Annotated in this window: 26 protein-coding genes and 1 pseudogene; 8 read left to right on the forward strand and 19 right to left on the reverse strand. The window is 71.1% G+C overall.

Going from position 1 to position 25,805, the window contains the following annotated elements:
• Positions 1–18 precede the first annotated feature (18 nt).
• The 4 genes from ACQP0N_RS25970 to ACQP0N_RS25985 form a co-directional block, all read right to left on the reverse strand.
• A complete protein-coding gene (locus ACQP0N_RS25970) occupies positions 19–696 on the reverse strand; it encodes an HAD-IA family hydrolase (protein ID WP_433114821.1) in 678 nt (225 codons plus the stop codon).
• The gene (locus tag ACQP0N_RS25975; protein ID WP_433114823.1) at positions 696–1,700 is read right to left on the reverse strand and encodes an NAD(P)H-dependent flavin oxidoreductase; all 1,005 of its coding nucleotides are present in this window, start codon (positions 1,698–1,700) and stop codon (positions 696–698) included. Before ACQP0N_RS25975 ends, ACQP0N_RS25970 begins: the two co-directional genes overlap by 1 nt.
• Positions 1,701–1,788: 88 nt before the next feature.
• The gene (locus ACQP0N_RS25980) at positions 1,789–2,145 is read right to left on the reverse strand and encodes a VOC family protein (RefSeq protein WP_433114825.1); all 357 of its coding nucleotides are present in this window, start codon (positions 2,143–2,145) and stop codon (positions 1,789–1,791) included.
• 32 nt (positions 2,146–2,177) lie between these two features.
• Positions 2,178–2,537 carry a histidine triad nucleotide-binding protein gene (locus tag ACQP0N_RS25985; RefSeq protein ID WP_433114827.1) on the reverse strand — a complete coding sequence of 120 codons (360 nt, stop codon included), beginning with the start codon at positions 2,535–2,537 and terminating at the stop codon, positions 2,178–2,180.
• Between the two features lie 93 nt (positions 2,538–2,630).
• On the opposite strand from ACQP0N_RS25985, the gene ACQP0N_RS25990 reads away from it, so the two are divergent.
• Positions 2,631–3,392, forward strand: a complete 762-nt coding sequence (locus ACQP0N_RS25990) for an SDR family NAD(P)-dependent oxidoreductase (RefSeq protein WP_433114829.1) — start codon at positions 2,631–2,633, stop codon at positions 3,390–3,392.
• Positions 3,393–3,622: 230 nt separating this feature from the next.
• Here ACQP0N_RS25990 and ACQP0N_RS25995 read toward each other — a convergent pair whose 3' ends face one another.
• From ACQP0N_RS25995 to hrcA, 3 genes are all read right to left on the reverse strand, one after another.
• Positions 3,623–4,357 (reverse strand): 16S rRNA (uracil(1498)-N(3))-methyltransferase, encoded by a 735-nt coding sequence (locus ACQP0N_RS25995; protein ID WP_433114831.1) that lies wholly within the window; start codon positions 4,355–4,357, stop codon positions 3,623–3,625.
• 1 nt (position 4,358) lies between these two features.
• Positions 4,359–5,507, reverse strand: coding sequence for a molecular chaperone DnaJ (dnaJ, locus tag ACQP0N_RS26000; RefSeq protein ID WP_433121819.1), 1,149 nt, complete (start codon positions 5,505–5,507; stop codon positions 4,359–4,361).
• A gap of 73 nt (positions 5,508–5,580) precedes the next feature.
• Positions 5,581–6,603 (reverse strand): heat-inducible transcriptional repressor HrcA, encoded by a 1,023-nt coding sequence (gene hrcA / locus ACQP0N_RS26005; protein WP_355053206.1) that lies wholly within the window; start codon positions 6,601–6,603, stop codon positions 5,581–5,583.
• 213 nt (positions 6,604–6,816) lie between these two features.
• Here hrcA and ACQP0N_RS26010 point away from each other — a divergent pair, with 213 nt between their 5' ends.
• Positions 6,817–7,476, forward strand: a complete 660-nt coding sequence (locus ACQP0N_RS26010; RefSeq protein ID WP_433114833.1) for a DUF4870 domain-containing protein — start codon at positions 6,817–6,819, stop codon at positions 7,474–7,476.
• Between the two features lie 62 nt (positions 7,477–7,538).
• Here ACQP0N_RS26010 and hemW read toward each other — a convergent pair whose 3' ends face one another.
• Complete coding sequence (hemW, locus tag ACQP0N_RS26015) at positions 7,539–8,762, reverse strand: radical SAM family heme chaperone HemW (protein ID WP_433121821.1); 1,224 nt, start codon at positions 8,760–8,762, stop codon at positions 7,539–7,541.
• Between the two features lie 19 nt (positions 8,763–8,781).
• On the opposite strand from hemW, the gene ACQP0N_RS26020 reads away from it, so the two are divergent.
• Positions 8,782–9,591 (forward strand): enoyl-CoA hydratase-related protein, encoded by an 810-nt coding sequence (locus ACQP0N_RS26020; protein ID WP_433114835.1) that lies wholly within the window; start codon positions 8,782–8,784, stop codon positions 9,589–9,591.
• Between the two features lie 177 nt (positions 9,592–9,768).
• On the opposite strand, the gene ACQP0N_RS26025 is transcribed toward ACQP0N_RS26020, so the two are convergent.
• On the reverse strand, positions 9,769–10,533 hold the full coding sequence (locus ACQP0N_RS26025; protein WP_355053202.1) for an SDR family NAD(P)-dependent oxidoreductase: 765 nt from the start codon (positions 10,531–10,533) through the stop codon (positions 9,769–9,771).
• A gap of 200 nt (positions 10,534–10,733) precedes the next feature.
• On the opposite strand from ACQP0N_RS26025, the gene ACQP0N_RS26030 reads away from it, so the two are divergent.
• The 3 genes from ACQP0N_RS26030 (at position 10,734) to ACQP0N_RS26040 (ending at position 14,128) form a co-directional block, all read left to right on the forward strand.
• A complete protein-coding gene (locus ACQP0N_RS26030; RefSeq protein WP_433114838.1) occupies positions 10,734–11,639 on the forward strand; it encodes a hypothetical protein in 906 nt (301 codons plus the stop codon).
• Between the two features lie 223 nt (positions 11,640–11,862).
• Positions 11,863–12,765, forward strand: a complete 903-nt coding sequence (locus ACQP0N_RS26035; protein ID WP_355053200.1) for a phytanoyl-CoA dioxygenase family protein — start codon at positions 11,863–11,865, stop codon at positions 12,763–12,765.
• A 160-nt stretch (positions 12,766–12,925) separates the two neighbouring features.
• A complete protein-coding gene (locus ACQP0N_RS26040) occupies positions 12,926–14,128 on the forward strand; it encodes a low temperature requirement protein A (protein ID WP_433114840.1) in 1,203 nt (400 codons plus the stop codon).
• A 16-nt stretch (positions 14,129–14,144) separates the two neighbouring features.
• On the opposite strand, the gene ACQP0N_RS26045 is transcribed toward ACQP0N_RS26040, so the two are convergent.
• The 8 genes from ACQP0N_RS26045 to ACQP0N_RS26080 form a co-directional block, all read right to left on the reverse strand.
• Entirely contained in the window at positions 14,145–15,335 is a 1,191-nt protein-coding gene (locus ACQP0N_RS26045) for a low temperature requirement protein A (protein WP_433114841.1), read from the reverse strand.
• A gap of 122 nt (positions 15,336–15,457) precedes the next feature.
• Positions 15,458–16,099, reverse strand: a complete 642-nt coding sequence (locus tag ACQP0N_RS26050) for an MOSC domain-containing protein (RefSeq protein ID WP_433114843.1) — start codon at positions 16,097–16,099, stop codon at positions 15,458–15,460.
• Positions 16,100–16,144: 45 nt separating this feature from the next.
• A complete protein-coding gene (locus ACQP0N_RS26055) occupies positions 16,145–16,975 on the reverse strand; it encodes a carbohydrate ABC transporter permease (protein ID WP_357133209.1) in 831 nt (276 codons plus the stop codon).
• Positions 16,972–17,958 carry a carbohydrate ABC transporter permease gene (locus ACQP0N_RS26060; RefSeq protein ID WP_433114845.1) on the reverse strand — a complete coding sequence of 329 codons (987 nt, stop codon included), beginning with the start codon at positions 17,956–17,958 and terminating at the stop codon, positions 16,972–16,974. Before ACQP0N_RS26060 ends, ACQP0N_RS26055 begins: the two co-directional genes overlap by 4 nt.
• Positions 17,955–19,241, reverse strand: coding sequence for a sugar ABC transporter substrate-binding protein (locus ACQP0N_RS26065; RefSeq protein WP_355053196.1), 1,287 nt, complete (start codon positions 19,239–19,241; stop codon positions 17,955–17,957). Before ACQP0N_RS26065 ends, ACQP0N_RS26060 begins: the two co-directional genes overlap by 4 nt.
• Positions 19,242–19,466: 225 nt before the next feature.
• Positions 19,467–19,751 (reverse strand): GlsB/YeaQ/YmgE family stress response membrane protein, encoded by a 285-nt coding sequence (locus ACQP0N_RS26070; RefSeq protein ID WP_433114847.1) that lies wholly within the window; start codon positions 19,749–19,751, stop codon positions 19,467–19,469.
• Between the two features lie 335 nt (positions 19,752–20,086).
• Positions 20,087–21,964, reverse strand: coding sequence for a translation elongation factor 4 (gene lepA, locus ACQP0N_RS26075; RefSeq protein ID WP_433114849.1), 1,878 nt, complete (start codon positions 21,962–21,964; stop codon positions 20,087–20,089).
• A gap of 117 nt (positions 21,965–22,081) precedes the next feature.
• Positions 22,082–22,618 (reverse strand): DUF4240 domain-containing protein, encoded by a 537-nt coding sequence (locus ACQP0N_RS26080; RefSeq protein ID WP_433114851.1) that lies wholly within the window; start codon positions 22,616–22,618, stop codon positions 22,082–22,084.
• A 106-nt stretch (positions 22,619–22,724) separates the two neighbouring features.
• Here ACQP0N_RS26080 and ACQP0N_RS26085 point away from each other — a divergent pair.
• A pseudogene (locus tag ACQP0N_RS26085) lies at positions 22,725–23,662 on the forward strand (phosphotransferase family protein); the annotation flags it as partial.
• 281 nt (positions 23,663–23,943) lie between these two features.
• On the forward strand, positions 23,944–24,210 hold the full coding sequence (gene rpsT, locus ACQP0N_RS26090) for a 30S ribosomal protein S20 (RefSeq protein ID WP_355053192.1): 267 nt from the start codon (positions 23,944–23,946) through the stop codon (positions 24,208–24,210).
• 105 nt (positions 24,211–24,315) lie between these two features.
• Here rpsT and ACQP0N_RS26095 read toward each other — a convergent pair whose 3' ends face one another.
• Positions 24,316–24,732, reverse strand: coding sequence for a hypothetical protein (locus tag ACQP0N_RS26095; protein ID WP_357134528.1), 417 nt, complete (start codon positions 24,730–24,732; stop codon positions 24,316–24,318).
• Complete coding sequence (holA, locus tag ACQP0N_RS26100; RefSeq protein WP_433121823.1) at positions 24,729–25,709, reverse strand: DNA polymerase III subunit delta; 981 nt, start codon at positions 25,707–25,709, stop codon at positions 24,729–24,731. The genes ACQP0N_RS26095 and holA overlap by 4 nt, the downstream gene beginning before the upstream one ends.
• Between the last annotated feature and the right edge of the window lie 96 nt (positions 25,710–25,805).

Genomic DNA, 25,805 nt, shown 5'->3' on the forward strand with positions numbered 1-25,805 from the left:
CCGGCCAGACTACGTCGTTCACGGGTGCGCCCTGTCCAGCCAGTCGGTGATGAGGGGGATGGTGTCGCCGAGGGTGTCGACGCGGTGGTGTGCGCCGGCGAGTTCGTCGTCGGGATGGGTGGTGCGTACGGCGATCACTGTCATGCCTGCGGCTCGGGCTGCTTCGATGCCTGCGGGGGCGTCCTCGATCACCAAGCAGTCGGACGTCGGGAGGTGGAGTAACCGCGCCGCTTGCAGGTAGCCCTCTGGATCGGGTTTGCCGAGCCGGACGTGGCCGCTGTCGACCAGCACGGGAGGATTGGGTAAACCGCCTACGAGCAGGCGGTGCAGCACCGTCGGAGCTCGGCCGGAGGTGACGACGCCCCACCGCCGGCCCGTCAGCAGACGCAATACCGCGGCGGCATCGGGATACACGGGAAAAGCGTCGCCCTCGTCGGCCATGATGTCGCGGACCAGCCGGTATTCCGCTTCGGCATCGAGCTGCGGTGCAACGACCGCGATGGTGTCGACGGGCCGGCGGCCATGGGTGTGTGACCAGACCAGGTCAGGGTCGAGGTTGCGTTGCGTCGCCCATCGGCTCCAGATCCGGCGGTAGGCAGGGTACGAATCGACGAGCACACCGTCGACGTCGAACAACACCGCCTTGTCGGCAACGCCCGTGCCGATGTCGTGCAGCTGGTGTGGCCCTTGAGCCATCACACCACCAGGTCGTGCAGAACGCCGACCGTGGTGGCCGCCTGTACGGCCATGTCGTGGACCAGCCGGGCGGCGGGGAGGACCTCGTGGACGAGGTGAACCGACTGACCCGCGTACAGCGCCATGTCGTCCAGGTCGCCCGTCATGTCGGGCAGTGGCATCAGATCCCCGTACCGATAGTGGCTCCTCTCGGCCGCGTCCACCGCCACGACATCGCCCTCGCCGGGCCGATGCGGTGCCTGCGGCGAGCCGGCGGCCTCCCATCGGCGGAGGGTCGCGTTGCGCAACGCGCGGTGCGGCGCGTGCGGCCAGCCGCCGTCGAAGCACCGGGTGTACACGGCGTCCACGCCGGCGGCGGTGATCAGCTGCCGCCGATACACCTCATGCGTGGCAGCCTCAGCGGCAGCCAGGAAACGGGTGCCCAGCATGACGCCCTGGGCGCCGAGCGCCAGCGCCGCCGCGACCCCCCGGCCGTCCGCGATCCCACCGGCGGCAACCACGGGTACGGGGCCGACCGCGTCGACGACGGCGGGCACCAGGGCCATCGTGGACGTGCTGCCGCAGACATGACCGCCGGCCTCCCAGCCCTGCGCCACGACGACGTGCACGCCGCCGGCGACCGCGTGGACCGCTTCGGCGACCTCGCCGACCGTGTGCAGATGCAGCGCGGCCGCCTCGCGGATGCGGCCATTCACCGGCGACGGGTCTCCCCAGAAGGTGGAGATGATCGGCACTCCCTCTTCCAGGCAGACCGCCAGCTGGTCGTCCACCGGAAAATCGAGAACCAGGTTCGCGCCGAACGGTCTCGTGGTGAGCTCCCGAGTTCGCCGGATGGTGCGGCGCGCCTGCTCGGGGCTCTGCCAGGTCAACGCCAACATGCCGAGGCCGCCGGCCTCGGATACGGCTGCGGCCAGGTCCGGTCCCGCAGCCGAACCCACCGGTGCCTGGATGATCGGCAGCCCGATGCCCAGCCGTTCGCACAGGGTGGTGCGCAATCCCCTCACGACTCCCCCGACTGCTTCGGAAATCGAATCGATCGGCTCGGACGTTACTGCGTCGGACATCGAAGCGTCAACAGGGCGTGACGGGCCGTCAGCGGTAGTACTGGACCAGGCAGAACTCGTGGTCCTCCGGGTCAGCCATGACGACAACCACGCCCTCGTCGTAGTCGTGCCGCTCGCCGGTGTACCGACCACCGAGATCGACGACCAGGGCCATGGCCTCGTCGATCCGGTCGACGGAGATGTCGAGGTGGATCCGTACCTTGCCGGTCCTGGCCTCCGAGACCGGCTGGAACACCAACCGTGGCTGAGGCTCACCACGTTCACCGAGGTAGACCCAACCGTCCTGGGACGGACCGGGCTCGCGACCGAGCAGGCCACTCCAGAATCGGGCTACCCGCTCGGGGTCGAGGCAATCGATCGTCACACCGGACCAGACGTTGGCCATCCGCCGATCCTGGCAGAGCGTCGGGCCGGCCGTCAGGTCAGATCTCGGGCGAGCATCGGGCCGAGTGGCGCGCCGCCGAGCAGGTGGGCGTGCGCGTGGAACACCTCCTGCCCGCCGTACGCCCCGGTGTTGAACATCAGCCGGAACCCGTCGCCGAGCAGCCCCTCGTCCTCGGCCACCTCGGCGGCCGTGGCCAGCACCGCCCCGGCCAGCGCTGGGTCACCCTCGGCGAGGGTGGCCACGTCGGCGTAGTGCTCCTTCGGAATGACCAGGACGTGCACCGGCGCCTTCGGGTCGATGTCGCGGAAGGCGAGCGTGGTGTCGGTCTCGCGGACCACGGTGGCCGGGATCTCCCCGGCGACGATGCGGCAGAACAGGCAGTCGGATCCCATCGGGGCAGTGTAAGGAAGGGCACCTTGCTAACGCCTGAGGTATAGGAAGGGGCCCTTCCTTTCATCTGGGGGTTCTGGGGCAGGATGGCCGGCATGACGGATCGGGCGGTTCTGGTGACGGGATCCTCGCGCGGCATCGGCCGGGCGGTGGTGGAGGCGTTCGCCGCCAGTGGGGACCGGGTGGCGATCCACCACCGCGACTCCGCCGAGGCGGCCGAGGCACTACGCGCCGGGCTGCCCGGGTCGGGGCACGTGGTGGTCCGCGCCGACCTCACCGACCCGGACGCGGTCCGCAGCATGGTCGACCGGGCCGCCGAGCAGCTCGGTGGCCTGGACGTGCTGGTCAACAACGCCGGCACGTACGGCGACCGGGACGTCCCGCACCCGATCTTCGGCACCTCGTACGAGGAGTGGCAGGCTCGCTGGCGGCAGGTGCTGGAGACCAACCTGACCGGTGCGGGGAACGTGATCTGGTGCGCCGCCCAGCACCTGCGCGAGCGGGGTGGCCGGATCGTCAACGTGTCCTCCCGCGGCGCGTTCCGGGGCGAGCCGGAGCAGCCGGCGTACGGCGCCAGCAAGGCGGGGCTGAACGCGCTCGGTCAGTCCCTCGCCGTGGCGCTCGCGCCGTACGGCATCACGGTCGCCACGGTGGCGCCGGGTTTCGTGGCGACCGACATGACGACCGAGCACCTGCGCGGCGAGCGGGGCGCGGCGATCCGGGCGCAGAGCCCGTTCGACCGGGTGGCCCGCCCGGAGGAGATCGCGGCCGCGGTGCACTGGCTGGCCTCGCCCGAGGCCGAGTGGGCCTCCGGCACGATCGTCGACCTCAACGGCGCGTCCTACCTGCGCAGCTGACCGCCCGCTCCCGGCGCAGCTCGCGGCCGAGCACGGCCTTCGGGCCCCTGGCCTCCGGGCCACTCATCGCCTCCTTTGCTCTGCTTCCATCACGGCAACACTCGAGGGTCGAAACTGTTGCCTCCGCTGAAGCAGAGCAAAGGACGCCGACGAGGTTGCCGGGAACCGAACGCGACGGCCGAACACGGCGAGCGGGCACGCACGGCGGCCCGCCGCGGCGGAAGGTGGAACTACCAGCGGCCGAGGCGGGTGGCGAGCACGCTGAGCGCGGCCACGCCGGCCGTGGAGGTACGCAGCACCTCCGGCCCGAGGCGTACCGGCCGGCCACCGGCCTCACGGAAGGCCGTCAGCTCGGCCCGGTCGATGCCGCCCTCCGGGCCGACCACGAGGACGATCTCCCCGCCCGACGGCAGGTCGACGCCGGTCAACGGCTCCTCGGCCTCCTCGTGCAGGATGAACCCGGCGGCGGCCCCGGCGATCCGGCGGGCGACCGTGGCGGTGGATTCGTCCGGCGCTCCGGCCACGACGGGCAGCCAGGGCCGACGGGCCTGTTTCGCCGCCTCGCGGGCGGTGGCGACCCACTTCTCGCGTGCGCGTACGCCCCGGTCGCCGCGCCACTGGGCCACCGAGCGCGACGCCGCCCAGGGCACGATCTCGTCCACCCCGACCTCGGTCATCGCCTGCACGGCCAGCTCGCCCCGGTCGCCCTTGGCGATGCCCTGCACGGTGACGATCCGGGGTACGGGCGCGTCCGCGTACCCCCGGGAGGTGACGGCGACCTCCAAGCTGCCCCGGCCGACGGCGGTGACCACGGCGGCGGCCGTGCCGCCCCGACCGTCGGCGAGCAGCAACTCCTCGCCGACGCGCAGCCGCTGCACGGTGGCGGCGTGGTGCCCCTCCGGGCCGTCCAGGGTCAGCGCGTCACCGATGGGCAGCGCGTCCACCAGGAACAGCGGCGCCGACACCTCAGGCGTGCCCGTTGAACGCGTCGCGCATCCGGGAGAAGAAGCCGCCCTGCTTGGTCAGCTCGGCGACCTCCTCGCCCCGGGTCTTGGCGAAGTCGCGCAGCATCTTCTCCTGGTCGGGGTCGAGCTTGGTGGGCGTCCGGACGTCCAGGTGCACGTAGAGGTCACCCCGGCCGGTGCCGCGCAGGTGCGGTACGCCCCGGGCGCGCAGTCGCAACGTGCTGGCCGGCTGGGTGCCGGCCTTGACGTCGACGGTCTCCTCGCTGTCCAGCGTCTTGATGGTGAGCCGGGTGCCCAGCGCGGCGGCGGTCATCGGCACGGTGACGCGGCAGTGCAGGTCGTCACCCTTGCGGGAGTAGACGTCGTGCGGACGCTCGTGGATCTCGACGTAGAGGTCGCCGGCGGTGCCACCGCCCGGGCCCACCTCACCCTGCTGGGCCAGCCGGATCCGCATGCCGTCCTCGACCCCGGCCGGGATCTTGACGGTGAGCGACCGGCGGGTGCGTACCCGGCCGTCGCCGGCGCAGGTCGGGCAGGGGTGCGGGATGGTGGTGCCGTAGCCCTGGCAGACGGTGCACGGCCGGGCCGAGACCACCTGGCCGAGGAAGGTGCGCTGCACCGACTGCACCTCGCCCCGGCCGGCGCACGCCTCACAGGTGGCCAGGTGGGTACCGGCCGCGGTGCCGGCGCCCGAGCAGGTGGTGCAGAGCACGGCGGTGTCGACGGTGATCGGGGCCTCGACGCCGAACGCCGTCTCGTGCAGGTCCAGTTCGAGGCGCAGGATCGCGTACGCGCCCGGTCGGGTCCGTGGACGCGGCCCACGGCCGGCGCCGCCCGCGGCGCCACCGAAGAACGCGTCCATGATGTCCTGGAAACCGACGAACGGGCCGGCTCCCCCCGGACCACCCGGGCCGCCCGCGCCCCCGCCGCCGGGGGCGAGCGGGTCGCCACCCAGGTCGACGATCTGCCGCTTCCGGTCGTCCGAGAGGACCTCGTACGCGGCGTTGATGTCCTTGAACTTCTCCTGGGCCTCCGGGTCCGGATTGACGTCCGGGTGGAACTGGCGCGCCAGCTTGCGGTAGGCACGCTTGATCTCGTCATCGGAGGCTTCCCGGCTGACACCGAGGATGCCGTAGTAGTCCCTGGCCACTGCGTTCCGTGTCCTCATGTTCGTCTCGCGTTGCGCCGACCGGCGGCCGCAGCCGGCCGTCGGCCCTGACTGGTCAGTTCTGGGCCAGCAGCTCGCCCACGTAGCGTGCCACGGCGCGCACCATGGCGATATTGCCGGGGTAGTCCATCCGGGTCGGCCCCAGCACTCCCAGGCCGCCCACGATGGTGGCCCCCGGGCCGTACCCGGTGCTGACCACCGAGGCGGCACGCAGGTTGTCGAACTCGTTCTCGTCGCCGATCAGCACCCGGGTCGTGCTGGGCTCGGTCTCGCCGATGAGCTTGAGGAGCACGACCTCCTCCTCCAACGCCTCCAGGATGGGCCGCAGCGAACCCTGGAAGTCGAGCAGACCGCCCCGGGTCAGGTTGGCGGTGCCGGCCAGGGCGATGCGTTCCTCGTGCCGCTCGACGAGCGTCTCCAGCAGGACGGTGGAGAGCGTGGTCATGGCCGGGCGTAACTGCACCGGCGCCTCTTCCACCAGCGCCTGCACCAGCGGCGGGGTGTCCGACATGCGCTCGCCGGCGAGCTTCTCGTTGACCAGGCGACGCAGGTCGGTGACGTCGTCGGCGGGCACCGGCCCCGGCAGCTCCACCAGCCGCTGCTCCACCCGGCCGGTGTCGGCGATCATGACGAGCATCAGCCGGGTGGTGGAGATCGGCACCAGCTCCAGGTGTCGCACCGAGGAGCGGGCGAGGCTCGGGTACTGCACCACGGCCACCTGGCGGGTCAACTGGGCGAGCAGCCGTACGGTGCGGTGGACCACGTCGTCGAGGTCGACGGCCCCGACGAGGAAGCGCTCGATGGCCCGGCGTTCGGCCGGGCTGAGCGGCTTGACCCGGGACAGCCGGTCGACGAAGAGCCGGTAGCCACGGTCGGTGGGCACTCGGCCGGCGCTGGTGTGCGGCTGCCGGATGTAGCCCTCCTCCTCCAGCACGGCCATGTCGTTGCGGACCGTCGCCGGGGAGACCCCGAGCTGGTGCCGCTCGACCAGCGCCTTGCTGCCGACCGGCTCCTGGGTCGAGACGTAGTCCTCGACGATGGCGCGGAGCACGGCGAGTTTCCGGTCGTCCAGACCCATCCTCCGCACCTCCTGTCGCACGTCGGCCGCCGGCCCACCCGGGCCGACGGACCGTCCTGGCACTCGACTGTAACGAGTGCCAGTCTACGTCGGCGTGCCCGCCGACGCGATGATCAACGAACGCCCGTGACATCCCGCGCGGGCCGATCGGCCCGGACGGCAGGGCGATGTCGCTCTGGTGCGACGTTGCCAACGGCACCTACCGTGACAACCATGACTGAACCACCTCGCCCTCCCGGCGCGGGAGACCCCGGCAACTACCCGCCGGAGCCGAATCTCCCCGGCTCGTCCTCGTCGGCCGAGCCGCCCACCGCACCACTGTCCGGGGCGCCCGGCCCGGGCGGCTATCCCCCAGCCGGTGACTATCCGCCGCCCACCGGTGACCAACCGCCGTCGGGCGGCTACCCTCCGCAGGGCGACTACCCCCCACCTGGCGGTTACCCCCCGCCCGGTGGTTACCCCCCGCCGGGCGGCCCGACTGGCGGGTATCCGACCGGCGGAGCGTACGGCGGCCCCGGCGGCGGTTACGCCAACAACGAGGACAAGACCTGGGCGCTCGTCGCCCACTTCGGCGGCGCGGCCGGGATGATCATCAGCGCTGGCGTGCTCGGCTGGATCGCCCCGCTGGTGGCGTTGCTGGCCCGGGGCAGCCAGTCCCCGACCGTCCGGGCGCACGCCGTGTCGGCGCTCAACTTCCAGCTCATCTGGTCGATCGTCGGCCTGGTCGGCTGGGTGCTGTCCTGCATCGTCATCGGCTTCATCGGCGTCGTGGCGGCCGTCGTGCTCGGGGCCGTGTGCGGCATCCTCGCCGGCATCAAGGCCAACGAGGGGCAGCTCTACCGCTACCCGCTCTCCGCCAACTTCATCAAGTGATCCGGGCCGGCCGCTCCCCCGGCCGGTCCGGCACACCGCCGCCGGCCGGGCGGGCGTCCGGCTCAGGGCAGCAGGTCCCGCACGACCGCGTCGGCGAGCAGCCGGCCGCGCAGGGTGAGGACCGCCCGTCCGGCCGCGTACCCCTCGGCGTCCAGCAGACCGTCGGCGAGGGCCCGCGCGGCACCGGCCCGACCGGCGCCGTCGAGCACCCGCAGCGGCAGTCCGCTGGCGAGCCGCAGCCGGAGCATCACGTCCTCCATGTGCGCCTCGTCCGTGGTCAGCACCTCGCGGGCCAGGCCGGGTGACGCGCCGGCCGCCAGCCGCTGGGCGTACGTGGTGGGGTGCTTCACGTTCCACCAGCGCACCCCGCCGACGTGGCTGTGCGCGCCCGGGCCGAGGCCCCACCAGTCGGCGCCGGTCCAGTAGAGCAGGTTGTGCCGGCACCGGGCCTCGTCGGTGCGCGCCCAGTTGGACACCTCGTACCAGGAGAGGCCCGCCGCATCGAGGGCGGCCTCCGCCGCCAGGTAGCGGTCCGCCGCCACGTCGTCACTGGGGTACGGCAACTCGCCGCGCTTCATCCGCGCGGCGAGCCGGGTGCCGTCCTCCACGATGAGGGCGTACGCGCTGACGTGGTCGACCCCGGCGGCCACGACCTGCGCCAAGGTGGCGGCGAAGTCCTCGGCCCGTTCCCCCGGCGTGCCGTAGATCAGGTCCAGGTTGACGTGGTCGAACCCGGCCTCGCGCGCCTCGCGGGCGGCGGCGGTGGCCCGGCCGGCGCTGTGCTTGCGGTCGAGGATCGCCAGCACACCGGGCGACGCGGACTGCATGCCCAGCGAGATCCGGGTGTAGCCGGCCGTCCGCAGCAGCTTCAACGACTCCGGGGTGACCGACTCCGGATTCGCCTCGGTGGTCACCTCGGCGTCGGCGGCGAGCCCCCAGGTGCGGTCGATGCCCTCGAGGATGCGGGCCAGGTCGTCGGCGGGGAGCAGGGTGGGCGTGCCGCCACCGACGAAGACGGTGTCGACGCGGGGTGGCGGGTTGTCGCCGAGCACCCGGGCGGCGAGCGCCAGCTCGGCCAGCACGGTCTCGGCGTACGCCTCACGGCTCGCGCCCCCACCCAGCTCGGCGGCCGTGTACGTGTTGAAGTCGCAGTAGCCGCAGCGACTGGCACAGAACGGGACGTGGACGTACACGCCGAAGCCGCGCGCGCCGACCGCCGTGGTAGCGGTGGCGGGCAACGATCCGTCGACGGGGACGGTCTCACCATCTGGAAGGACGCCGGGCATGGCCACTAGTGTGCCCGGCATGACCTCTCCCGACGTGCTCGTGCGGGTCGCCACGGCCCGTGGGGTGACCACCCTCACCCTGGACAGCCCGCACAACCGCAACGCGCTCTCCACCGCCCTGATGACCCAGTTGCTGGCCGGGCTGACGGACGCGGTGGCCGACGACGCGGTCCGCGTGATCGTGCTCGACCACACCGGGCCGGTCTTCTGCTCCGGCGCGGACCTGAAGGAGACCGCCGCGGCGTACGCCAGCGGAACCGTGCCCGCCGGCATGCTGGGCGACGTGCTGGCGGCGCTCTGGGAGTGCCCGAAGCCGATCCTGGCCCGGGTCGCCGGGCCCGCGCGGGCCGGCGGACTCGGCCTCATCGCAGCCGCCGATCTCGCGGTCTGCGCCGACGAGGCGACGTTCGCGTTCACCGAGGTCCGCATCGGGGTGATCCCGGCGGTGATCTCGGCGACCGTGCTGCCCCGGCTGCACCCCCGCGCCGCCGCCGAGCTGTACCTGACCGGGAACACCTTCGACGGGCGGCGGGCCGTCGAGGTCGGACTGGTGACGGCCTCGGTGCCGGCCCAGGAGCTGGACGACGTGGTGCGGGGTTACTGCGACTCCCTGGTCCGTGGCGCGCCCGGGGCGCTGGCCGGCACGAAGGATCTGCTGCGCCGGCCGGGCACCGCCGAGCTGCGTGGCGACCTGGCCCGCCTCGCCGCGCTCTCGACCGGCTACTTCCTCTCCGAGGAGGGCCGCGAGGGGGTCATGGCGTTCCGGGAGAGGAGGTCGCCGCGATGGGTGGCCGCTCTGGACGCCGAACGCGGTGACCAGGCCGGGTAGGACCGGGGACGTCGGCCGGCTGCGGTGGCGGCGGGTGCCCATGCCCTCCCCACGTCCTTTGCTCTGCTTCAACAGAGGCAACACCCGAGGGCTCCGAGTGTTGCCTCCGGTGAAGCAGAGCAAAGGCCCCTCGATGGGGGTCGGGGCCCCGCCTGGAAGCGGCGGCGCCCCGAAGGGTCACCACGCCGTCGCGCCACCGTCGACCGCGTAGTTGGCGCCGGTGATGTACGACGCCCGGTCCGAGGCGAGGAAGACCACCAGCTCGGCGACCTCCTCGGGGCGGGCGAAGCGCTTGAGCAGCGTCTTCGCCGTGATCGCGTCCCGGGCCTCCTGGTCGTCCCCCAGGTCGCGTTCACTGGCCGGGGTGAGGATGGGCCCGGGGCTGACCGCCACCGCCCGGATGCCGTGCGGAGCGCCTTCGAGCGCGAGCTGGCGGGTCATGCCGATGACGCCGGCGTTCGCCGCCGTGTGGCCGACCATCGGCGGGACGTGACCTGCGATCATCCCGGCCATCGAGGCCGCGTTGATGATGACGCCGCCACCGCGCCGGACGAGGTACGGCCAGGCGAACTTCGACACCAGGTACGGAATGTCGAGTTCACCGGCGATCGTGTACCGCCAGTCGTCGACCGAGAAGTCCGGCAGGGGGCCGAAGCGCAGCGCGGCCGCGTTGTTGTAGACGACGTCGAGCCCTCCGTACGCGGCCACGGCGTCCTCGACGAGCTGACGGACCTGTTCCGGGTCGGTCAGGTCGACGGGCGCGATGCTCGTCATCTCCCCACCGGCGGCCCGGACGAGGTCGACCGTCTCGTTGTTGCCGTCCACCTGGATGTCGGCCCCGACGACCTTCGCGCCCTCGCGGGCGAAGGTCAGCGCAGCGACGCGCCCCAGACCACCGCCCGTGCCGGTCACGAGTACCACCTTGCCGTCCAGCGTTCCCATCGAATTCCTCCTCGGCTCTGGCACGTCCGATTGACGTGTCAACCGGGAAAGGTCCTTGGCCAGGCATTCTCTTCCGGCTGTTGACGACGGGTGACGCGGCAGACACGATCTCCATCCGCAGGTGAGTTCCGCGCGCCAGCGGGAACGTCCCGATCGGCACGTGACGGCCGAGCGAAGCCCGAACCGGTCGAACGGCCCGGATGACGCCGGCGGGGACGTACGCTTGTCGAACTGTCGATCAGGAGGTGTGGGTGCGAACTCGGGCAGCCGTGGCGGGCGGAGTGGTGCTCATCCTCGTCGCCGTGATCGCGATCTGGCTCGTCGCCCGGCGGGTTGGGGACGAACTGCGGCTGCCGCTGGCCGGACGCACCTGCACGGTCCAGGCCGACGGCCGGGTGGTCCTGGACGTGGAGCAGATGGCGAACGCGGCCACCATCGCGGCGATCGGCGTCCAGCGCGGTATGCCCGAACGCGCCGTGGTGGTCGCGCTGGCCACCGCGTACCAGGAGTCGGGGCTGCGCAACCTCGACCACGGTGACCGCGACTCGCTCGGGCTGTTCCAGCAGCGTCCGAGCAAGGGGTGGGGCACGCCGGAGCAGATCCGCGACCCCCGGTACGCGGCGAACAGGTTCTACAAGGCGCTCAAGAAGGTGCGCGGCTGGGAGAAGATGCGGGTCACCGATGCCGCCCAGCGGGTGCAGCGCTCGGCGTTCCCCGAGGCGTACCAGAAGTGGGCCGACGACTCCGAGGTGCTCACCAAGGCCCTGCTCGGCGACGCCACCGAGGCGGTGGCCTGCACGGTGGGGCGTACCCCGGTGATGCACGGCGCGGCGGCGGCCGCGCAGCTGACCCGCAACCTGGCGCTGGACTGGGGTGTGTCGAGCGCCGAAAAGGCCAGCCAGACCGGGCTGGCGGTGACCGCGCAGGACCAGCGCGACGGCTGGCGGTACGCGCACTGGCTGGTCTCGCACGCCCAGGACCACGGGGTGAAGCGGGTCCGCTTCGGCGACCTGGAGTGGACCGCCCGCAACGGCACCTGGGGCCAGGTGGCCGGCGAGCAGGGCCCCGCCGGCCAGGTGGTGGCCGAGGTCTTCGCCGAAGGCTGACCGAGCCCGGATCTCTTAACCGGCAGTGACCGCACAATCGGACAAAGACCAACAGACCTGGCCGGTGATCACGTAAATGTGACTCCCCGCACTGGTTCCGCTGCGCGCGGTCCGACCCCGGGCCGTACCGTCGCCGCTCGCCCTCCCACCGCCCCGGCACTCGCGTTACGATCGGCGGCCTGTGCCAGAAATGGTTTCACCTCATGGGGAGGGGTACGACGCGGTGTTCGATTACGGCGACCGGACCGGCTACGAACCGATCAGCGACACTGACCGCAAGGAGTTCCACGAGCAGGGCTTCCTCCTGCTGCGCAACGTCCTGACGGAGGACCACCGGGCGGCGCTGGAGGCGGCTGTCGACCGCGTCTACGCGGAGGAGCAGGCCAAGGGCACCACCAAGAAGGACGGCACCCTGCACCTGCTGGGCTTCCTGGAGCGCGACGAGCTCTTCGGCGAGCTGCTCACCCACCCGATCGCCTTCCCGTACATGTGGGGGCTGGCCGGCTGGAACATCTACACCCACCACAACCACCTGGACGTCACTCCGCCGGCCGCCGAGCCGGAGAAGCCGTACTGGGGTTGGCACCAGGACGGGTACCGCCAGAACTCCGACCCGGAGACGATGGACCCGAACCTGCCCCGGCCGATGTTCTCGCTGAAGGTCGGGTACGTGCTCTCCGACCTGTCGGAGACCGGCCGTGGCGCGACCAAGGTCATCCCGGGCAGCCACCTGTGGAACTCGCTGGACCGTCCCAAGGACCTCAGCGTGCACAACCCGGACCCGGAGGGCACGGTGGAGATCACCGCGAACCCGGGCGACGCGTTCATCTTCGACCGCCGGCAGTGGCACTCGCGCTCGACGAACCTGTCGACCATCACCCGCAAGATGCTGTTCGTCGGCTACACCTACCGGTGGATCCGGCCGCTGGACGAGCTGCACCCCGACGTGAACGGCGAGTGGTACCGCAACCGCACGCCCGTGCAGCGCCAGCTGATCGGTGAGGGCACCCACACCGCCAACTACTGGGGCATCAACTGGGACGGGTACGTCGACGACGAGATCCCGCTGCGCAAGGAGCTCAAGGAGCGCGGTCTGCTCGACCGCAACATCCCCTGGCTGCGCTGATCACCCGCTGCTGAGAACGGCCCCCCGCCACCGTCGGCGGGGGGCCGTCGCCGTATCCGCTTCCGGACCACCGGGTGCCGCGCTGTCGGTAGCGTGAGGGGTAGGCAGAGCCGGGGCGCGGCGCTCGGGCGGGCGCGGGGTGGCACAGGAGGCAGCCGCGATGACGTCCGCTCCCCTCCCCCGGATCCTTCGCCGTCGCGGGGAGCCGGAATATCCGACCTTCCTGGAACTCTTCTTCGACCTGGTCTACATCTTCCTGCTCTCCCGACTCTCCGCCAGCCTGGGTGATGACCTCAGCATCCGGAACGCGGCGCAGACCGCCGTCCTGCTGCTGGCCGCCTGGTGGGTCTGGGTGCTCACGGCCTGGCTCACCGACCTGTTCAACCCCCGGCTGCCGATCATCCAGGCGACCGTCCTGCTGGTCATGCTCGGCGCCCTGCTGATGGCCATCGCGACACCACACGCCTTCGGCCGGTACGGGTGGCTCTTCGTCGCCGCGTACTTCGGCATCCACCTGGTCCGGGACGCCGTCCTGATCCCCGGCACCCGGATCAACCGCCCGATCCAGGCCCGGAGCATCCGGGTCTTCTTCTGGTTCGGCGTCACCGTGACCCCATGGGTGGCCGGGGTGTTCGTGGACGGGACGGCCCGGCTGGCGCTGTGGTCGCTCGCGGTGGCGGTCGACCTCGGCTCGGCACGGTTCGGCTGGCCGACGCCGGGGCTGGGGCGTACCGAACTCGCCAGCCAGATCTTCACCGGGGTGCACCTCTCCGAGCGGCACCGGGCGATCTTCATCGTCGCGCTCGGCGAGTTGATCCTGACCGTCGGCACGGGGCTGGCCGGCAGCGGATTCACCGTCGGCCAGCTGACCGCCAGCGCGGTCGCGTTCGTCAGCGCGGTCCTGCTTTTCCAGCTCTACTTCCAGCGCGTCCGGCGGATCCTGGCCCCACCGGGCGTCACGACGGTGGAGCGGGTCCGCTCCGGCACCTCCACCTCGTACACCCACCTGGTGATGGTGGCCGGGGTGGTGCTGGTCTCGACCGGCACCTCGATGGTCATCGCCCGGCCGACCGGTCACGCCCCGGCGGACGTGATGGCGGCCATCCTCGGCGGACCGGCGCTGTTCCTGCTCGGCAGCGTGCTGTTCGACGCCGTGGTGACGGCCCGGATCCTCTGGTCCCGGGTGCTGGCGATCCTGCTGCTGGCGGCCGTGCTGCTGTGCGCGCTCGTCGCGCCCGACGTGTTCCGGCTGCCGCCGTTGGCCGTCCTGGTGGTGGCGAACCTGGTTCTGCTGATCACCCTGACCGGGGAGGGGCTGGCCGCACGTCGCAGCCTGGTCGAGGCCACCGCGCCGGCCCGGTGAGCGGTCGCGCGGGGTCTCACCCCAGCGTCGGCGGCGTCGGCGTACGAGCGTGTCGTCGGGTGCTGACCGTGTTCGCCACGGCGATCAGGGCCAGCACGACCATGGCGAGCAGCGCGACCCCGACCGGCGGTAACACAGCGGTGGCGGGCGCCAGGCATGCCAGCAGCACGATGCCAGCCAGCCGGGACCGTGAGATGCGTCCGAACACGGTGACGTCGAGCAGGCCCCGACCGAGCAGGTACAACGCGGGGCTGCCGAGGATGACCGCAGCCCAGGACGGGGGTGTCCCGCCCATCGGGCGACCCACCACGAGGTCGCTGGTGATCGCCGCACCGGCGATGCCGGCCACCATGATCAGATGGGTGACCGCGGCGGACTGGGTGAGCAACGCCGGGTCGGTCGACCGGGCGATCGCGTCGGTCAGCAACTCACCGGCACGGTAGATGTAGATCCGCCACATCAGCACCACCGTGCTGAACACCACGAGCAGCGCCCAGACCCTGTCCCGCGTGTAGTCGCCCCGGCTGAAGGTCGTCCCGGTGGCGAGGATCGACACGCCGAGCGCGATGATGACGAACTGCCGGTAACGCTCGACCACCCGCTCGTGAATGAGCCGCCAGTCGCGGGGGCGTGAGCGGCCGATCCGGGGCAGCGGCCAGCCACACGCCGCCCCGACGTACTCGACGACGATCGCGACCGCCCAGATCGGCAGCTGGGCCGGGCCCCCGACAAGCGCCCCGGCGATCCAGCCGACGCCGGTGACCGCCTTCCAGGTCTGGATCCGGATGGTCGAACGCGGCAGGCTCCGGCCCCTCGACACGACAACGGCGTAGTAGGCGCTGGTGCTCAGGGGAATGAACACGAACGTGATCGCGAAGATCAGCGCGTGCTCGTCGTACGCCTCGGCCGCGACCGCGGCCAACAGCAGGCTGGACGCGGCCACCCCGATGAGATGCCCCTGCCCGGACGGGCGGTCCAGGTCGATCGTGTCCGCCGTCCAGACGGTCAGCGCCCAGATCATCGTGAAGGCGAGCAGCAGCACCAGCGCCCTGGCGACGCCCGTGGCGGTCAGGTCGTCGGCCAGCATGGTCGCCAGGGTGACCAGCGCGAAGACGTAGACGAGGTCGAAGAAGAGTTCCAGGAACGCGGGACGCCCCAGGCTCGGATCGGTCGGCACCGTCGCGCCGCCGTCCGTTGCCCTCGACATCGCGCTCCACCCGGCCGCCACCGCATGCTCTCCAGGGGGACGATACGGGCACCGGGTCGCCCTCGGCCCCGTCATGCGGTTCTTCGCCGGCCGCCGGCCATCCCGACCTCGGCCGGCCCCGGTCAGCCGCGGGAGGCCAGGCGGCGGCGCGTCCTCTCCCGGATGGGCTCCGGCAGGTCGGTCGCGTCGAGCAGGCGGGGCAGCAACTCCGGCTCCAGGCTGGTCGCCCGGAACACCTCGCCGATGGTCACGCCGTGCGCGGGCCGCTCCACCACCTCGACCGGGTCGCCGGCGCCCACCTCGCCCTCGCGCAGCACCCGCAGGTACGCCCCCGGGGTGGCCCGGACCGTGAAGCGCTTGATCAGATCCGGTACACCCCAGAAGCCGGCGAACGTGGTGCACGGGGTGCGCGGCATGGTCACCTGGAGCAGCGCCGTACCCACCGACCACTGTTCGCCGATGACCGCGCCGGTTACGTCGACCGCGTAGGTGGTCAGGTTCTCCCCGAAGCCGCCCGACCGGATCGACCGGCCGATCTCGGCCGCCCACCACGCGGCGTCCTCCTCGGCGTACGCGTAGACGGCCTTGTCCGGCCCGCCGTGGTGGGCCCGCTCGCCGATGAAGTCACCGACCAGGCCCTCGGTCAGCAGCGACACCGGCCCGTCGACCGGACGCTTGTCGATGCCGCTGCGACCGCTCGCGTCGCCGGCCCACTCCGCCTCGGTCACGATGCCGAGGTTCACCGCTGCCACCCTGCCCGTCATGACGGCCAGCCTAACGGCGGCGCGGGCCCCCGACGGGCCCCGCGCTCAGCCCTTGACGGCGCCGGCCACCAGACCGGAGACCATCTTCCGCTGCACCAGCAGGAAGAAGATGATGACCGGCAGGGTGAACAGTGTGGAGGCGGCCATGACCGGCCCCCAGTTGGTGTCGTCGCGGCCGAAGAAGAACGTCATCGCCACCGGCAGGGTGTAGCGCCCCTGGTCGTTGATGAACGTCAACGCGAAGATCAGCTCGTTCCACGCCGTGATGAAGGAGAAGATGCTGGTCGCGACCAGACCGGGCGCGACCAGCGGGAACAGCACCCGCCGGAACGTCTGGGCCCGGCTCGCGCCGTCGATGGCCGCCGCCTCCTCCAGTTCCTTGGGCACGGCCGCGACGAAACCGCGCAGCATCCACACCGCGAACGGCAGCGAGAAGCCGAGGTACGTGAGGATCAGGCTGGGCAGGGTGTTGTAGAGCCCGAGCCGCTGGATCATCAGGAAAAGCGGGATGACCAGCGCCTCCAACGGGATCATCTGCACGATCAGCAGCATGATCAGGAAGCTGGTCCGGAGCTTGAAGCGGAACCGGGCCACCGCCGTCGCGGCGAGCAGGGCGACGAGCCCACTGAGCACCACCGTGGACACCGCGACGATCGCGCTGTTCACGAAGAAGTCGAGGAAGGTCACCCCGGGGATCAGGTTGCCGGTGAGGATCTCCCGGTAGTGCGCGAGCGTCGGATGGGTCGGCACCGGCTGCGGGGTGGCCGAGAAGATCTCGTTGCTGGGCTTCAGCGACGTCGAGATCATCCAGTAGACCGGGAAGGCCGCGAAGAGCGCGACCAGCAGCCCGGCGGCGTTGAGGGCGACCTTCTTCACGACTCGTCCTCCTGCTTGAGCACCATCCGCACGTAGAAGCCGGTTACCACGAGCAGGATCAGCGTGAGGATCACCGCGATGGCCGCGCCGAGCCCGTACTTCGGCGGCGGCGAGAAGGCCTCAGCGTACGAGTAGATCGAGAGCATGAACGTCGGCCGGTCCTGGGTGCCACCGGCCAGCACGAACTGCTGGGTGAAGACCTTGAAGTCCCAGATGGTGGAGAGCACGATCAGGATTCCGAAGACCGGTCGCAACAGCGGGAACGTGATCTTCCAGAAGACCCGCCACGGGCTCGCGCCGTCCACCCGGGCCGCCTCGTGCAGCTCACTCGGCACGCTCTTGAGGCCGGCGAGGACGCTCACCGCGATGAACGGGAACGAGTGCCACACGACCACCAGCGTGAGGATCGCGAAGAACAGCAGCGGCGAGTTGAACCAGCCGTAACCGGTCCAGTCGCTGCGACCGAACAGGGCGTTCGAGAATCCGTCGGGCAGAGCATTGAACAGCCAGGTGACCAGGCCGCTCGTGTCGTCGAAGATCCACTTCCAGACGATCGTGCCGGTCAGCGCGGGGGTGGCCCAGGCGAGCATCACGCAACTGGCCACGAAGGTCGCCATCTTGCGACCGAGCCGGTTGAGCAGCAGTCCGACCAGGGTGCCCAGGACCATCGTGAGCAACACGTTCGCCGCGGCGAACAGCACGGTGTTGCGCAGGACGGTCAGGAAGAACGGGTCCGTGAGGATGTCGGTGTAGTTGCCGAGCCCCACCCACGGCCACTCCCGGTCGCCCCGCAACTGCCGGACGCTGTTGAGCCGGTAGAAGGACATCGCCACCACCTGGCCGAGCGGCCAGAGCAGCAGCACTCCGATGATGACGAGTGCGGGCAGGAGCAGCAGGTAGGGCAGGCGGTCGACCCGGCGACGCCGCCGCGCGGGGTTCTCCCGCGCGGCGGACGTCTCCGGCACCTCGGTCAGCGTGGTCACTTGGAGTTGAGGATGCTTTCCATCTCACCGGCCGCGTCGGCGGTAGCCTTCTCGACCGTCTTCTGACCCTTCATGACCGAGCTGTTCATCGCCTGGGTCACCGTCTTCGTCCGGCTGACCTCCACCCACTTCGGGGTGAGCGGCGTGAGCTTGGTGTTCTGCATGGTGGTGGCGAAGGCCGCCATCACCTTGTCGTTGGCGTACGTGTCGCTGGCGACCAGGTCCTTGTAGACGGGGAAGAACCCGAGGCTGCTCGCGAAGCTCTGCGCGTTCTTCTTGTTCAGAAGCACGGTCAGGTAGTCCCAGGCGAGGTCCTGCCGCTCGCTGTCCTTCCAGATCGCCACGTCGGAGCCACCGGCGAAACCGGGCGCGGCCTTGCCGTCCGGGCCGGGGATCGGGAACGTACCCCAGACCTTCTCGATCTCGGGGTTGTCCTTCTTGATGGCGGCCTGCTGCCAGCTACCGGCGAACGCCATCGCGGCCTTGCCGGTGGCGAACTGCGTCCGCGCGTCGATCTCGTTCCAGCCGGCGGCGGCCGGTGGGGCGACCTTGTGGACGGTGACCAGGTCGGTCCAGTACTTGACGGCCCGCTGCGCCTCCGGCGTCGAGTAGCCGGACTTCCACGCGCCACCCTGGTTGGTGGCGATCTCCGCGCCAGCGCCCCAGAGGAAGGAGTAGAAGGGCAGTTCGGAGTTGCCCGGCAGCGCGATGCCGTAGGTGCCCTTCTTCTTGGCCTGCACGGCCTTGGCCACCGTCACCAGCTCGTCCCACGTCTTCGGCGGCTGCACGCCCGCCTCGGCGAACCAGTCGGTGCGGTAGTAGATGGCCCGCACGCCCGCGTACCAGGGGACGCCGTACTGCTTGCCGTCGAGCTGCGCGTTGCGCACCAGGTCGGGTAGCAGGTCCTTGCCGTCCGCCCAGCCACCCATCCGACCGCTGACGTCGGCGAGCGCCTCCTGCGCGGCCCAGCCCTGGGTCTCGGTGTTGCCCAGTTCGGTGATGTCCGGGCCCTCACCGCCGGCGAGCGCGGCCTGGAACTTCTTCGGCGCCTCCAGCCAGGGGATGTACTGCACCACCACATCGGTGTCGGGGTGCTTCTGCCGGAACTCGGTCTCCACGCCGTCGAGGAAGGCGTTCTGGGCGTCGCCACCCTCGCCCATCATCCAGACCGTGAGCTTGCTGTCGTCGGTCGCTTCCTCGCCGGAGCCCCCACAGCCGCCCAACACCATGGCGACCGAGGCCACCACGGCAGTGACCGGGGCCAACCGCTTCCACCTGTTCACGCCACTTCTCCCCTCGCGTCGCCTGGCACTAACCTTCTCCGCCGCACCTTAGTACGAAGAAATCCTTTACGACAGTGGGCGGGCAGGCCGAAGCGTGGCGACCGTACCGCAGGTGGACGGTGCCGCTGCTCGTGGAACCGGGCCGAACCCGGGCATTGACGTCACGAAAGAGCGCCCAGCCGTTTGGCCGGGCGCTCTTTCGAGTGGTGCGGTGATGCCAGGTTGTTACCGGGTGACGCGGCGGCGGCCACCCACACCGGCCACCAGAGCAACCGCGATAGCGGCCACCACGACCTGCACCAGCAGCTCCGTCCAGTCGATACCAGCGGTCTCGGTCGCGATACCCATCGCCCGCGCCAGCAGCGTACCCAGCAGAGCCGCGCCGACACCGATCAGCAGGTGCAGCCAGATCGGCATGTTCTGGCGACCCGGAACAACCAGGCGGCCGAGCGCCCCGACGATGAGACCAACAACGATGGCGGTGATGATGCCCCACACGGTGAGCTCCACGGTCGCCCTCCTTCTAAGAATGTCTGACACACAACGTGTGCTTCCTGTCGTGACCGCTAAGTTCCCGACCCACCAAAAAACCAAACCGACTCACCCGCACAAGAAGTTGCCGGTGTCGATGCCGATCGGCTGCGTCGGTTGGCACGGAGACACGTCCACACAGCTCAGACAACATGTTGCCCAGGGCGACAACCCCAGACCCCAACCAAAAAAAATCCGCCCCAACCCCCGACCACCGGCCGGTGATCAAGAGGTTCGCGTCAGAATCCGGGCTTCGGATGACGCGAACCTCTTGATCACCGCGGTGAAGGGGTGGGGAGGCCGGGGCGGGGTTACTACTTCTTGCCGGTGGTTTTGGCGTCGCCGGAGTCGGACGACAGGGCGGCGATGAAGGCCTCCTGGGGCACCTCCACGCGGCCGACCATCTTCATCCGCTTCTTGCCTTCCTTCTGCTTCTCCAGCAGCTTGCGCTTACGGCTGATGTCACCGCCGTAGCACTTGGCGAGCACGTCCTTGCGGATGGCGCGGATGGTCTCCCGGGCGATCACCCGGCTGCCGATGGCCGCCTGGATGGGCACCTCGAACTGTTGGCGCGGGATCAGCGTACGGAGCTTCGCGGCGATCGTGACGCCGTAGTTGTACGCCTTGTCCTTGTGCACGATGGCGCTGAACGCGTCCACCGGCTCGCCGTGCAGCAGGATGTCCACCTTCACCAGGTCGGACGCCTGCTCGCCGGAGGGCTCGTAGTCCAACGAGGCGTACCCCTTGGTACGGCTCTTCAACTGGTCGAAGAAGTCGTAGATGATTTCGGCGAGGGGCAGCGTGTAGCGCAGCTCCACCCGGTCGGCGGAGAGGTAGTCCATGCCGAGCAGGCTGCCGCGCCGGCCCTGGCACAGCTCCATGACCGCGCCCACGTAGTCGTTGGGCGTCAGCACGGTGGCCCGCACCACCGGCTCGTACACCTCGGCGATCTTGCCGGTCGGGTACTCGCTCGGGTTGGTCACGACGATCTCCTCGCCGTCGTCCGTGATCGCCCGGTAGACGACGTTGGGCGCGGTGGAGATCAAGTCGAGGTTGTACTCGCGCTCCAACCGCTCCCGGATGATCTCCAGGTGGAGCAGGCCGAGGAAGCCGCAGCGGAAGCCGAAGCCGAGCGCGCCGGAGGTCTCCGGCTCGTAGTCCAGGGCGGCGTCGTTGAGCTTGAGCTTGTCCAGAGCCTCGCGCAGGTTCGGGTAGTCGGACCCGTCGATCGGATAGAGGCCGGAGTAGACCATCGGCTTCGGGTCCTTGTAGCCGCCCAGCGGCTCGGCCGCCGGCCGGGCGTTGATGGTGACCGTGTCACCGACCCGGGACTGCCGGACGTCCTTCACACCGGTGATCAGGTAACCGACCTCGCCGACGCCGAGCGCCTCGGCCTTGACCATCTCGGGTGAGATGACGCCGATCTCCAGCAGCTCGTGCACGGCACCGGTGGACATCATCTTGATCCGGTCGCGGGCGCTGATCCGGCCGTCGATGACCCGGACGTACGTGACGACGCCACGGTAGACGTCGTACACCGAATCAAAGATCATCGCCCGGGCGGGCTCGTCGGCCTCGCCGACCGGTGGGATGAACTGCCGGACGATCTCGTCGAGCAGGTGCGGTACGCCCTCGCCGGTCTTGCCGGAGACCCGGATGCAGTCGGCGGGGTCACCGCCGATGAGGTGGGCCAACTCCTCGGCGTACTTCTCCGGCTGCGCGGCCGGCAGGTCGATCTTGTTGAGCACCGGGATGATGCGCAGGTCGTTCTCGAGGGCCAGGTAGAGGTTGGCCAGGGTCTGCGCCTCGATGCCCTGGGCGGCGTCGACCAGCAGCACGGCGCCCTCGCAGGCGGCCAGCGACCGGGACACCTCGTACGTGAAGTCGACGTGCCCCGGGGTGTCGATCATGTTGAGCACGGCGTGCTCGCCGGCCCGCTCGCCCTCGCGGATGGTCCACGGCATGCGAACGGCCTGGCTCTTGATGGTGATGCCGCGTTCGCGCTCGATGTCCATCCGGTCCAGGTACTGCGCGCGCATCTGCCGGGGGTCGACCACGCCGGTGAGCTGCAACATCCGGTCGGCCAGGGTCGACTTCCCGTGGTCGATGTGGGCGATGATGCCGAAGTTCCGGATGCGACCGGGGTCGGTGGCACCAGGGGCGTTCGCGCCGGGATCGAGCTTCGGTGGCACAGCGGTCCGTTCTGGTCGGCTGACGTGAACAGGCCGGCGCGCCGCCGACCCCCTCCATGTTCCCACGCCGCCGGGGTACTCCCACTGCGCGGGCGACGGATCGGTCCCCGGGACGCCTCACTCCATCGGCGGCTCCACGAAGAGCGCGGCCAGCCGGGGCAGCCGGCGGCGGGCCTCCTCCTCGTCGTCGAAGTCCCAGAAGTCGTTGAGGTCCGGCGTCCGGACCGGCTCGCGGTCCGTCGGCAGCTCCGACGCGGTGGCCTTGCGGTACGCGTCCCACGGCACCGCCAGCATCTGCTCGGCGGAGAACTCCTCCCCGCTGAGCGACGCGGCCCGCACCTGGGGCAGCTCGGCCAGCGAGTCGGGGTCGCCGACCGCGCGGGCGAACACCGCCCGACCCTGGGTCATCAGCCAGCCCCGGAAGTGCTCGAAACCCTCCGCCGACGCCCCACCGTTGATCAGGTACGCCGCGCCCCACAGGTCCGCCTTGTGCGAGGCGGCCAGCACTCTGACCTGGTGCTGGGCGTACCCGACGATGTCCTCCGGATCGCGCTCGGCGAGCAGCGCCACGGCCCGCGCGGCGACCGGCCCGGGCTCACCCCCGCCCCCGGCGCGGGCCTGGTCGATCAGCTGCCAGAAGTCCTCGGTCCTCATGGCTTGGCAGTCTGGCAGTGTCGCCGCGCGCCGCGCACGTACCCCGGGGCAGCATGGTGGGGTGTCCTCCCCGCTGCCGCCGGTGCCGTACCACGCGAGCGCGTCACGCCCGTCGTGGCCGGAGCTGCCGGCGGCGCTGCGGGCCGCGATCGCCGACCGGCTCGGCGCGCCGGTGGTCACCGCCCAGGTCGCCACCGCCGGCTTCACCCGGGGCTTCGCCGCCGTGCTGCACACCGCCGACGGCGGTCGGGCTTTCGTCAAGGCGGCACCCGCCGTCGCGCAGCCGGGCCTGGTTCAGGGGTACGCCCGGGAGGCCGCGATCCTCGACCGGCTGCCGGCCGGCCTGCCCGCGCCCCGCCTGCGGTGGACGCTGGACGGGGCCGGCTGGTTCGCGCTCTGCGCCGACGCGGTCGACGGCCAGCTCCCACGCCTGCCCTGGGCGCGGGCCGAGCTGGACGCCACGCTCGCGGCGTACGCCGAGGTCGCCGCCGCGCTCGCCGATCCACCGGCCGGCCTGACCGCGCTCGGCCTCCCCGCCTGGCCGACCTGGCCCGCTCGGACATCCTCTGGTGGGAGGAGGTCGCCGCGGGGCGGGAGCCGCTCCCCGCGCTGCCCGCCGCCGCCCGGGGCAGACTCCCCGAGCTGGTGGCGCTGGAGTCCCGCCTCCCCGCGTACGCCGACGGGGCGACCGGCGTGATCCACGGCGACCTGCGGGTGGACAACGTGCTCATCGGTCCGGACGGCCGGGCCTGGATCTGCGACTGGACGTGGGCCTGCACCGGGCCGGCCTGGTTCGACCTGGTCACGCTGCTGCTCACCGCGTACGACGGCGGCCTGGACGTCGATCGGATCTTCGCCGCGCACCCGGCGAGCGCGGGCGCTCCCCCGGACGCGCTGGACGCCACCCTCGCCGCGTTGGCCGGCTACTACCTCACCGGGGCGGACGCGACACCGGTGACGGCCTCGCCGCACCGGCCGGCGCACCAGCGGTCCAGCGGCGGACAGGCCCTCGGCTGGCTCGCTCGCCGGCAGGGCTGGCGATGACAGCGCGGGCGCGGGCGTCCTCGCGCGGGCCGTCCCGTGATCCACCCCGGCTTCCCCGAAATCGGGCGGTCAGCGGGCGGCGGATACCCTGGTCTGCAGGAAGCCGAGTGGATACGGCTCAAGCGCCCGGCTGGGCGCGGGAGTCGAGCAGGCGCGCTCGGGCGGAGCCGTTTTGGCTCGTCCGGGGCGACCTGGTAACCTGGCTTTTCGCGCGGCGATGACTCGTGTCGTCATTCCGCGCTCAAGCTGACCAACCCGAGCTATCAAGACGAGGCTGTCGCGTGGCGAACATCAAGTCCCAGATCAAGCGCAACCGGCAGAACGAGAAGGCCCGGCTGCGCAACAAGTCGGTCAAGTCGTCGCTGAAGACCGCCGTCCGGAAGTTCCACGAGGCCGCCGAGGCCGGTGACGTCGAGAAGGCCACCGCTCTCATGCAGGATGCCTCGCGCAAGCTGGACAAGGCCGTCAGCAAGGGCGTGATCCACGCCAACCAGGCCGCGAACCGCAAGTCGGCGATCGCGAAGCGCGTGGTGACGCTCTCCGCCTGACGCTTCATCGTCAGACTGATTCGGAAAGCCCCGGACCTCGGTCCGGGGCTTCCGTGTGTCCACGAACCGCCGCCCGACCGGCGCGCGCCTGCGCTTCGGCGGCCGTCAGTCCAGCGGGTCCCTGCGGCGTCTGGGCCGCACCGGGTCGGGTCGGACCACCACCGGAGTCACGGCGCTCCACTCGACCCGGGCCCGGCCGACCACCGGCTCCATCTGCCGGCGGAAGCGGTCCCGCTCCTGTTCGGGTACGAGCGCTGCGGAACGGACCACCACCGCGGCCACCATGTCGTTGAGCTTGACCATCGCCGCCACCACCACGGGCAGCACCAGCACCGCCCACCAGGTGACCAGCTCCGCGAGAGCGAGCAGCACGGCCAGGGCGATGGCGCCCTCGAAGAACAGGAAGCAGAGCACCCCACCGGGGTTGACGAACCGCAGGCCGAGGAGCCGGGCGTAGAGCGGCCGGTACCGCTCCTCGTCGGCGGACACGGTGGCCCACGCCGTACGGTTCGGCCCCGTCACCGGCTGCTGCCCTGCCGGGCCGCCGCCACCGAGAAGACCGCCCGTTCCAGGGCGTACGCCCGGTCGTCCGAGCCGCCCTTGACGGCCGCGTTGCACTCCGCGGCGACCTGCATGGCGCGGACCAGTCCTTCCGGGGTCCAGCCGCGCCCCTGTCGCTGCGCCCGTTCGATCTTCCACGCCGGCATGCCGAGGCTGCTGGCCAGCTGGTACGCGTTACCCCGTCCGGCCGACGCCACCCGGGCCACCGTCCGCACCCCGTCGGCCAGGGCGTCGGCGATGGGCACCGGGTCGACGCCGACGTGCAGGGCCCACCGCAGCGCTTCCAGGGCGGCCGGCACGTCGCCGACCATGGTGGCGTCCGCCACGGTGAAGCCGGTCACCTCGACCCGCCCCCGGTAGTAACGGGACACCGTCTCGGCGCTGATCCGCCCGTCGGTGTCGGCCATGAGCTGGGAACAGGCGGCGGCCAGTTCGCGCAGGTCGTTGCCGACCGCCGCGATCAGCGCCTCGGCGGCGTCGTCGGGGCACCGGCCGCCGGCCCGGCGGATCTCGTCGCGGACGAAGGCGACCCGGTCGCGGTGGCCCTTGAGCTTGGCCGCCGGAACCACCGTCGCGCCGGCCGACCGCAGCCCGTCGGCGAACGCCTTGCCCTTGGCGCCGCCCAGGTGCAGCACCAAAAGCTGCACCTCCGGGTCGGGATTCTTCGCGTACGCCAGCAGCGCGGCGACCAGGTCCTTGCGGGCGTCCTGGCCGGAGCGCAGGATGAGCAGCCGCCGGCCGCCGAACAGCGACGGGCTGAGCATCTCGGCTATCTCGCCGACGGTGAGCGCGGCCGCCTGGTACTCGCGAACGTCCACCTCGGGGTCGGTGGCGCGGGCCCGTTCGACAGCTTCGGAGACCGCGCGCGTGGCGAGCAGCTCCTCGTCGCCGAGGACGAGCACAATGGGGGCGAGGCTGGCGGGGGTCACGTCGCCCATATTCGCACGGCCCACGGCGGGTACGGGCCTGCTCATCCACCGCCCGGTCGGCGCAGCCCGCACTTAGCGCAAATCCAGACATTTATCTCGGTTCAC

Origin of the sequence: Micromonospora sp. CA-246542 (genome assembly GCF_050942905.1) — a bacterium.
Taxonomy (GTDB): domain Bacteria; phylum Actinomycetota; class Actinomycetes; order Mycobacteriales; family Micromonosporaceae; genus Micromonospora.

Coding starts and splice junctions, on each gene's coding strand:
- ACQP0N_RS25970 (WP_433114821.1), bottom strand. CDS start 696: ATGGCTCAAGGGCCACACCAGCTGCACGACATCGGCACGGGCGTTGCC.
- ACQP0N_RS25980 (WP_433114825.1), bottom strand. CDS start 2,145: ATGGCCAACGTCTGGTCCGGTGTGACGATCGATTGCCTCGACCCCGAG.
- ACQP0N_RS25985 (WP_433114827.1), bottom strand. CDS start 2,537: ATGGGATCCGACTGCCTGTTCTGCCGCATCGTCGCCGGGGAGATCCCG.
- ACQP0N_RS25990 (WP_433114829.1), top strand. CDS start 2,631: ATGACGGATCGGGCGGTTCTGGTGACGGGATCCTCGCGCGGCATCGGC.
- hrcA (WP_355053206.1), bottom strand. CDS start 6,603: ATGGGTCTGGACGACCGGAAACTCGCCGTGCTCCGCGCCATCGTCGAG.
- ACQP0N_RS26010 (WP_433114833.1), top strand. CDS start 6,817: ATGACTGAACCACCTCGCCCTCCCGGCGCGGGAGACCCCGGCAACTAC.
- hemW (WP_433121821.1), bottom strand. CDS start 8,762: ATGCCCGGCGTCCTTCCAGATGGTGAGACCGTCCCCGTCGACGGATCG.
- ACQP0N_RS26020 (WP_433114835.1), top strand. CDS start 8,782: ATGACCTCTCCCGACGTGCTCGTGCGGGTCGCCACGGCCCGTGGGGTG.
- ACQP0N_RS26025 (WP_355053202.1), bottom strand. CDS start 10,533: ATGGGAACGCTGGACGGCAAGGTGGTACTCGTGACCGGCACGGGCGGT.
- ACQP0N_RS26030 (WP_433114838.1), top strand. CDS start 10,734: ATGACGCCGGCGGGGACGTACGCTTGTCGAACTGTCGATCAGGAGGTG.
- ACQP0N_RS26040 (WP_433114840.1), top strand. CDS start 12,926: ATGACGTCCGCTCCCCTCCCCCGGATCCTTCGCCGTCGCGGGGAGCCG.
- ACQP0N_RS26045 (WP_433114841.1), bottom strand. CDS start 15,335: ATGTCGAGGGCAACGGACGGCGGCGCGACGGTGCCGACCGATCCGAGC.
- ACQP0N_RS26050 (WP_433114843.1), bottom strand. CDS start 16,099: ATGACGGGCAGGGTGGCAGCGGTGAACCTCGGCATCGTGACCGAGGCG.
- ACQP0N_RS26080 (WP_433114851.1), bottom strand. CDS start 22,618: ATGAGGACCGAGGACTTCTGGCAGCTGATCGACCAGGCCCGCGCCGGG.
- holA (WP_433121823.1), bottom strand. CDS start 25,709: ATGGGCGACGTGACCCCCGCCAGCCTCGCCCCCATTGTGCTCGTCCTC.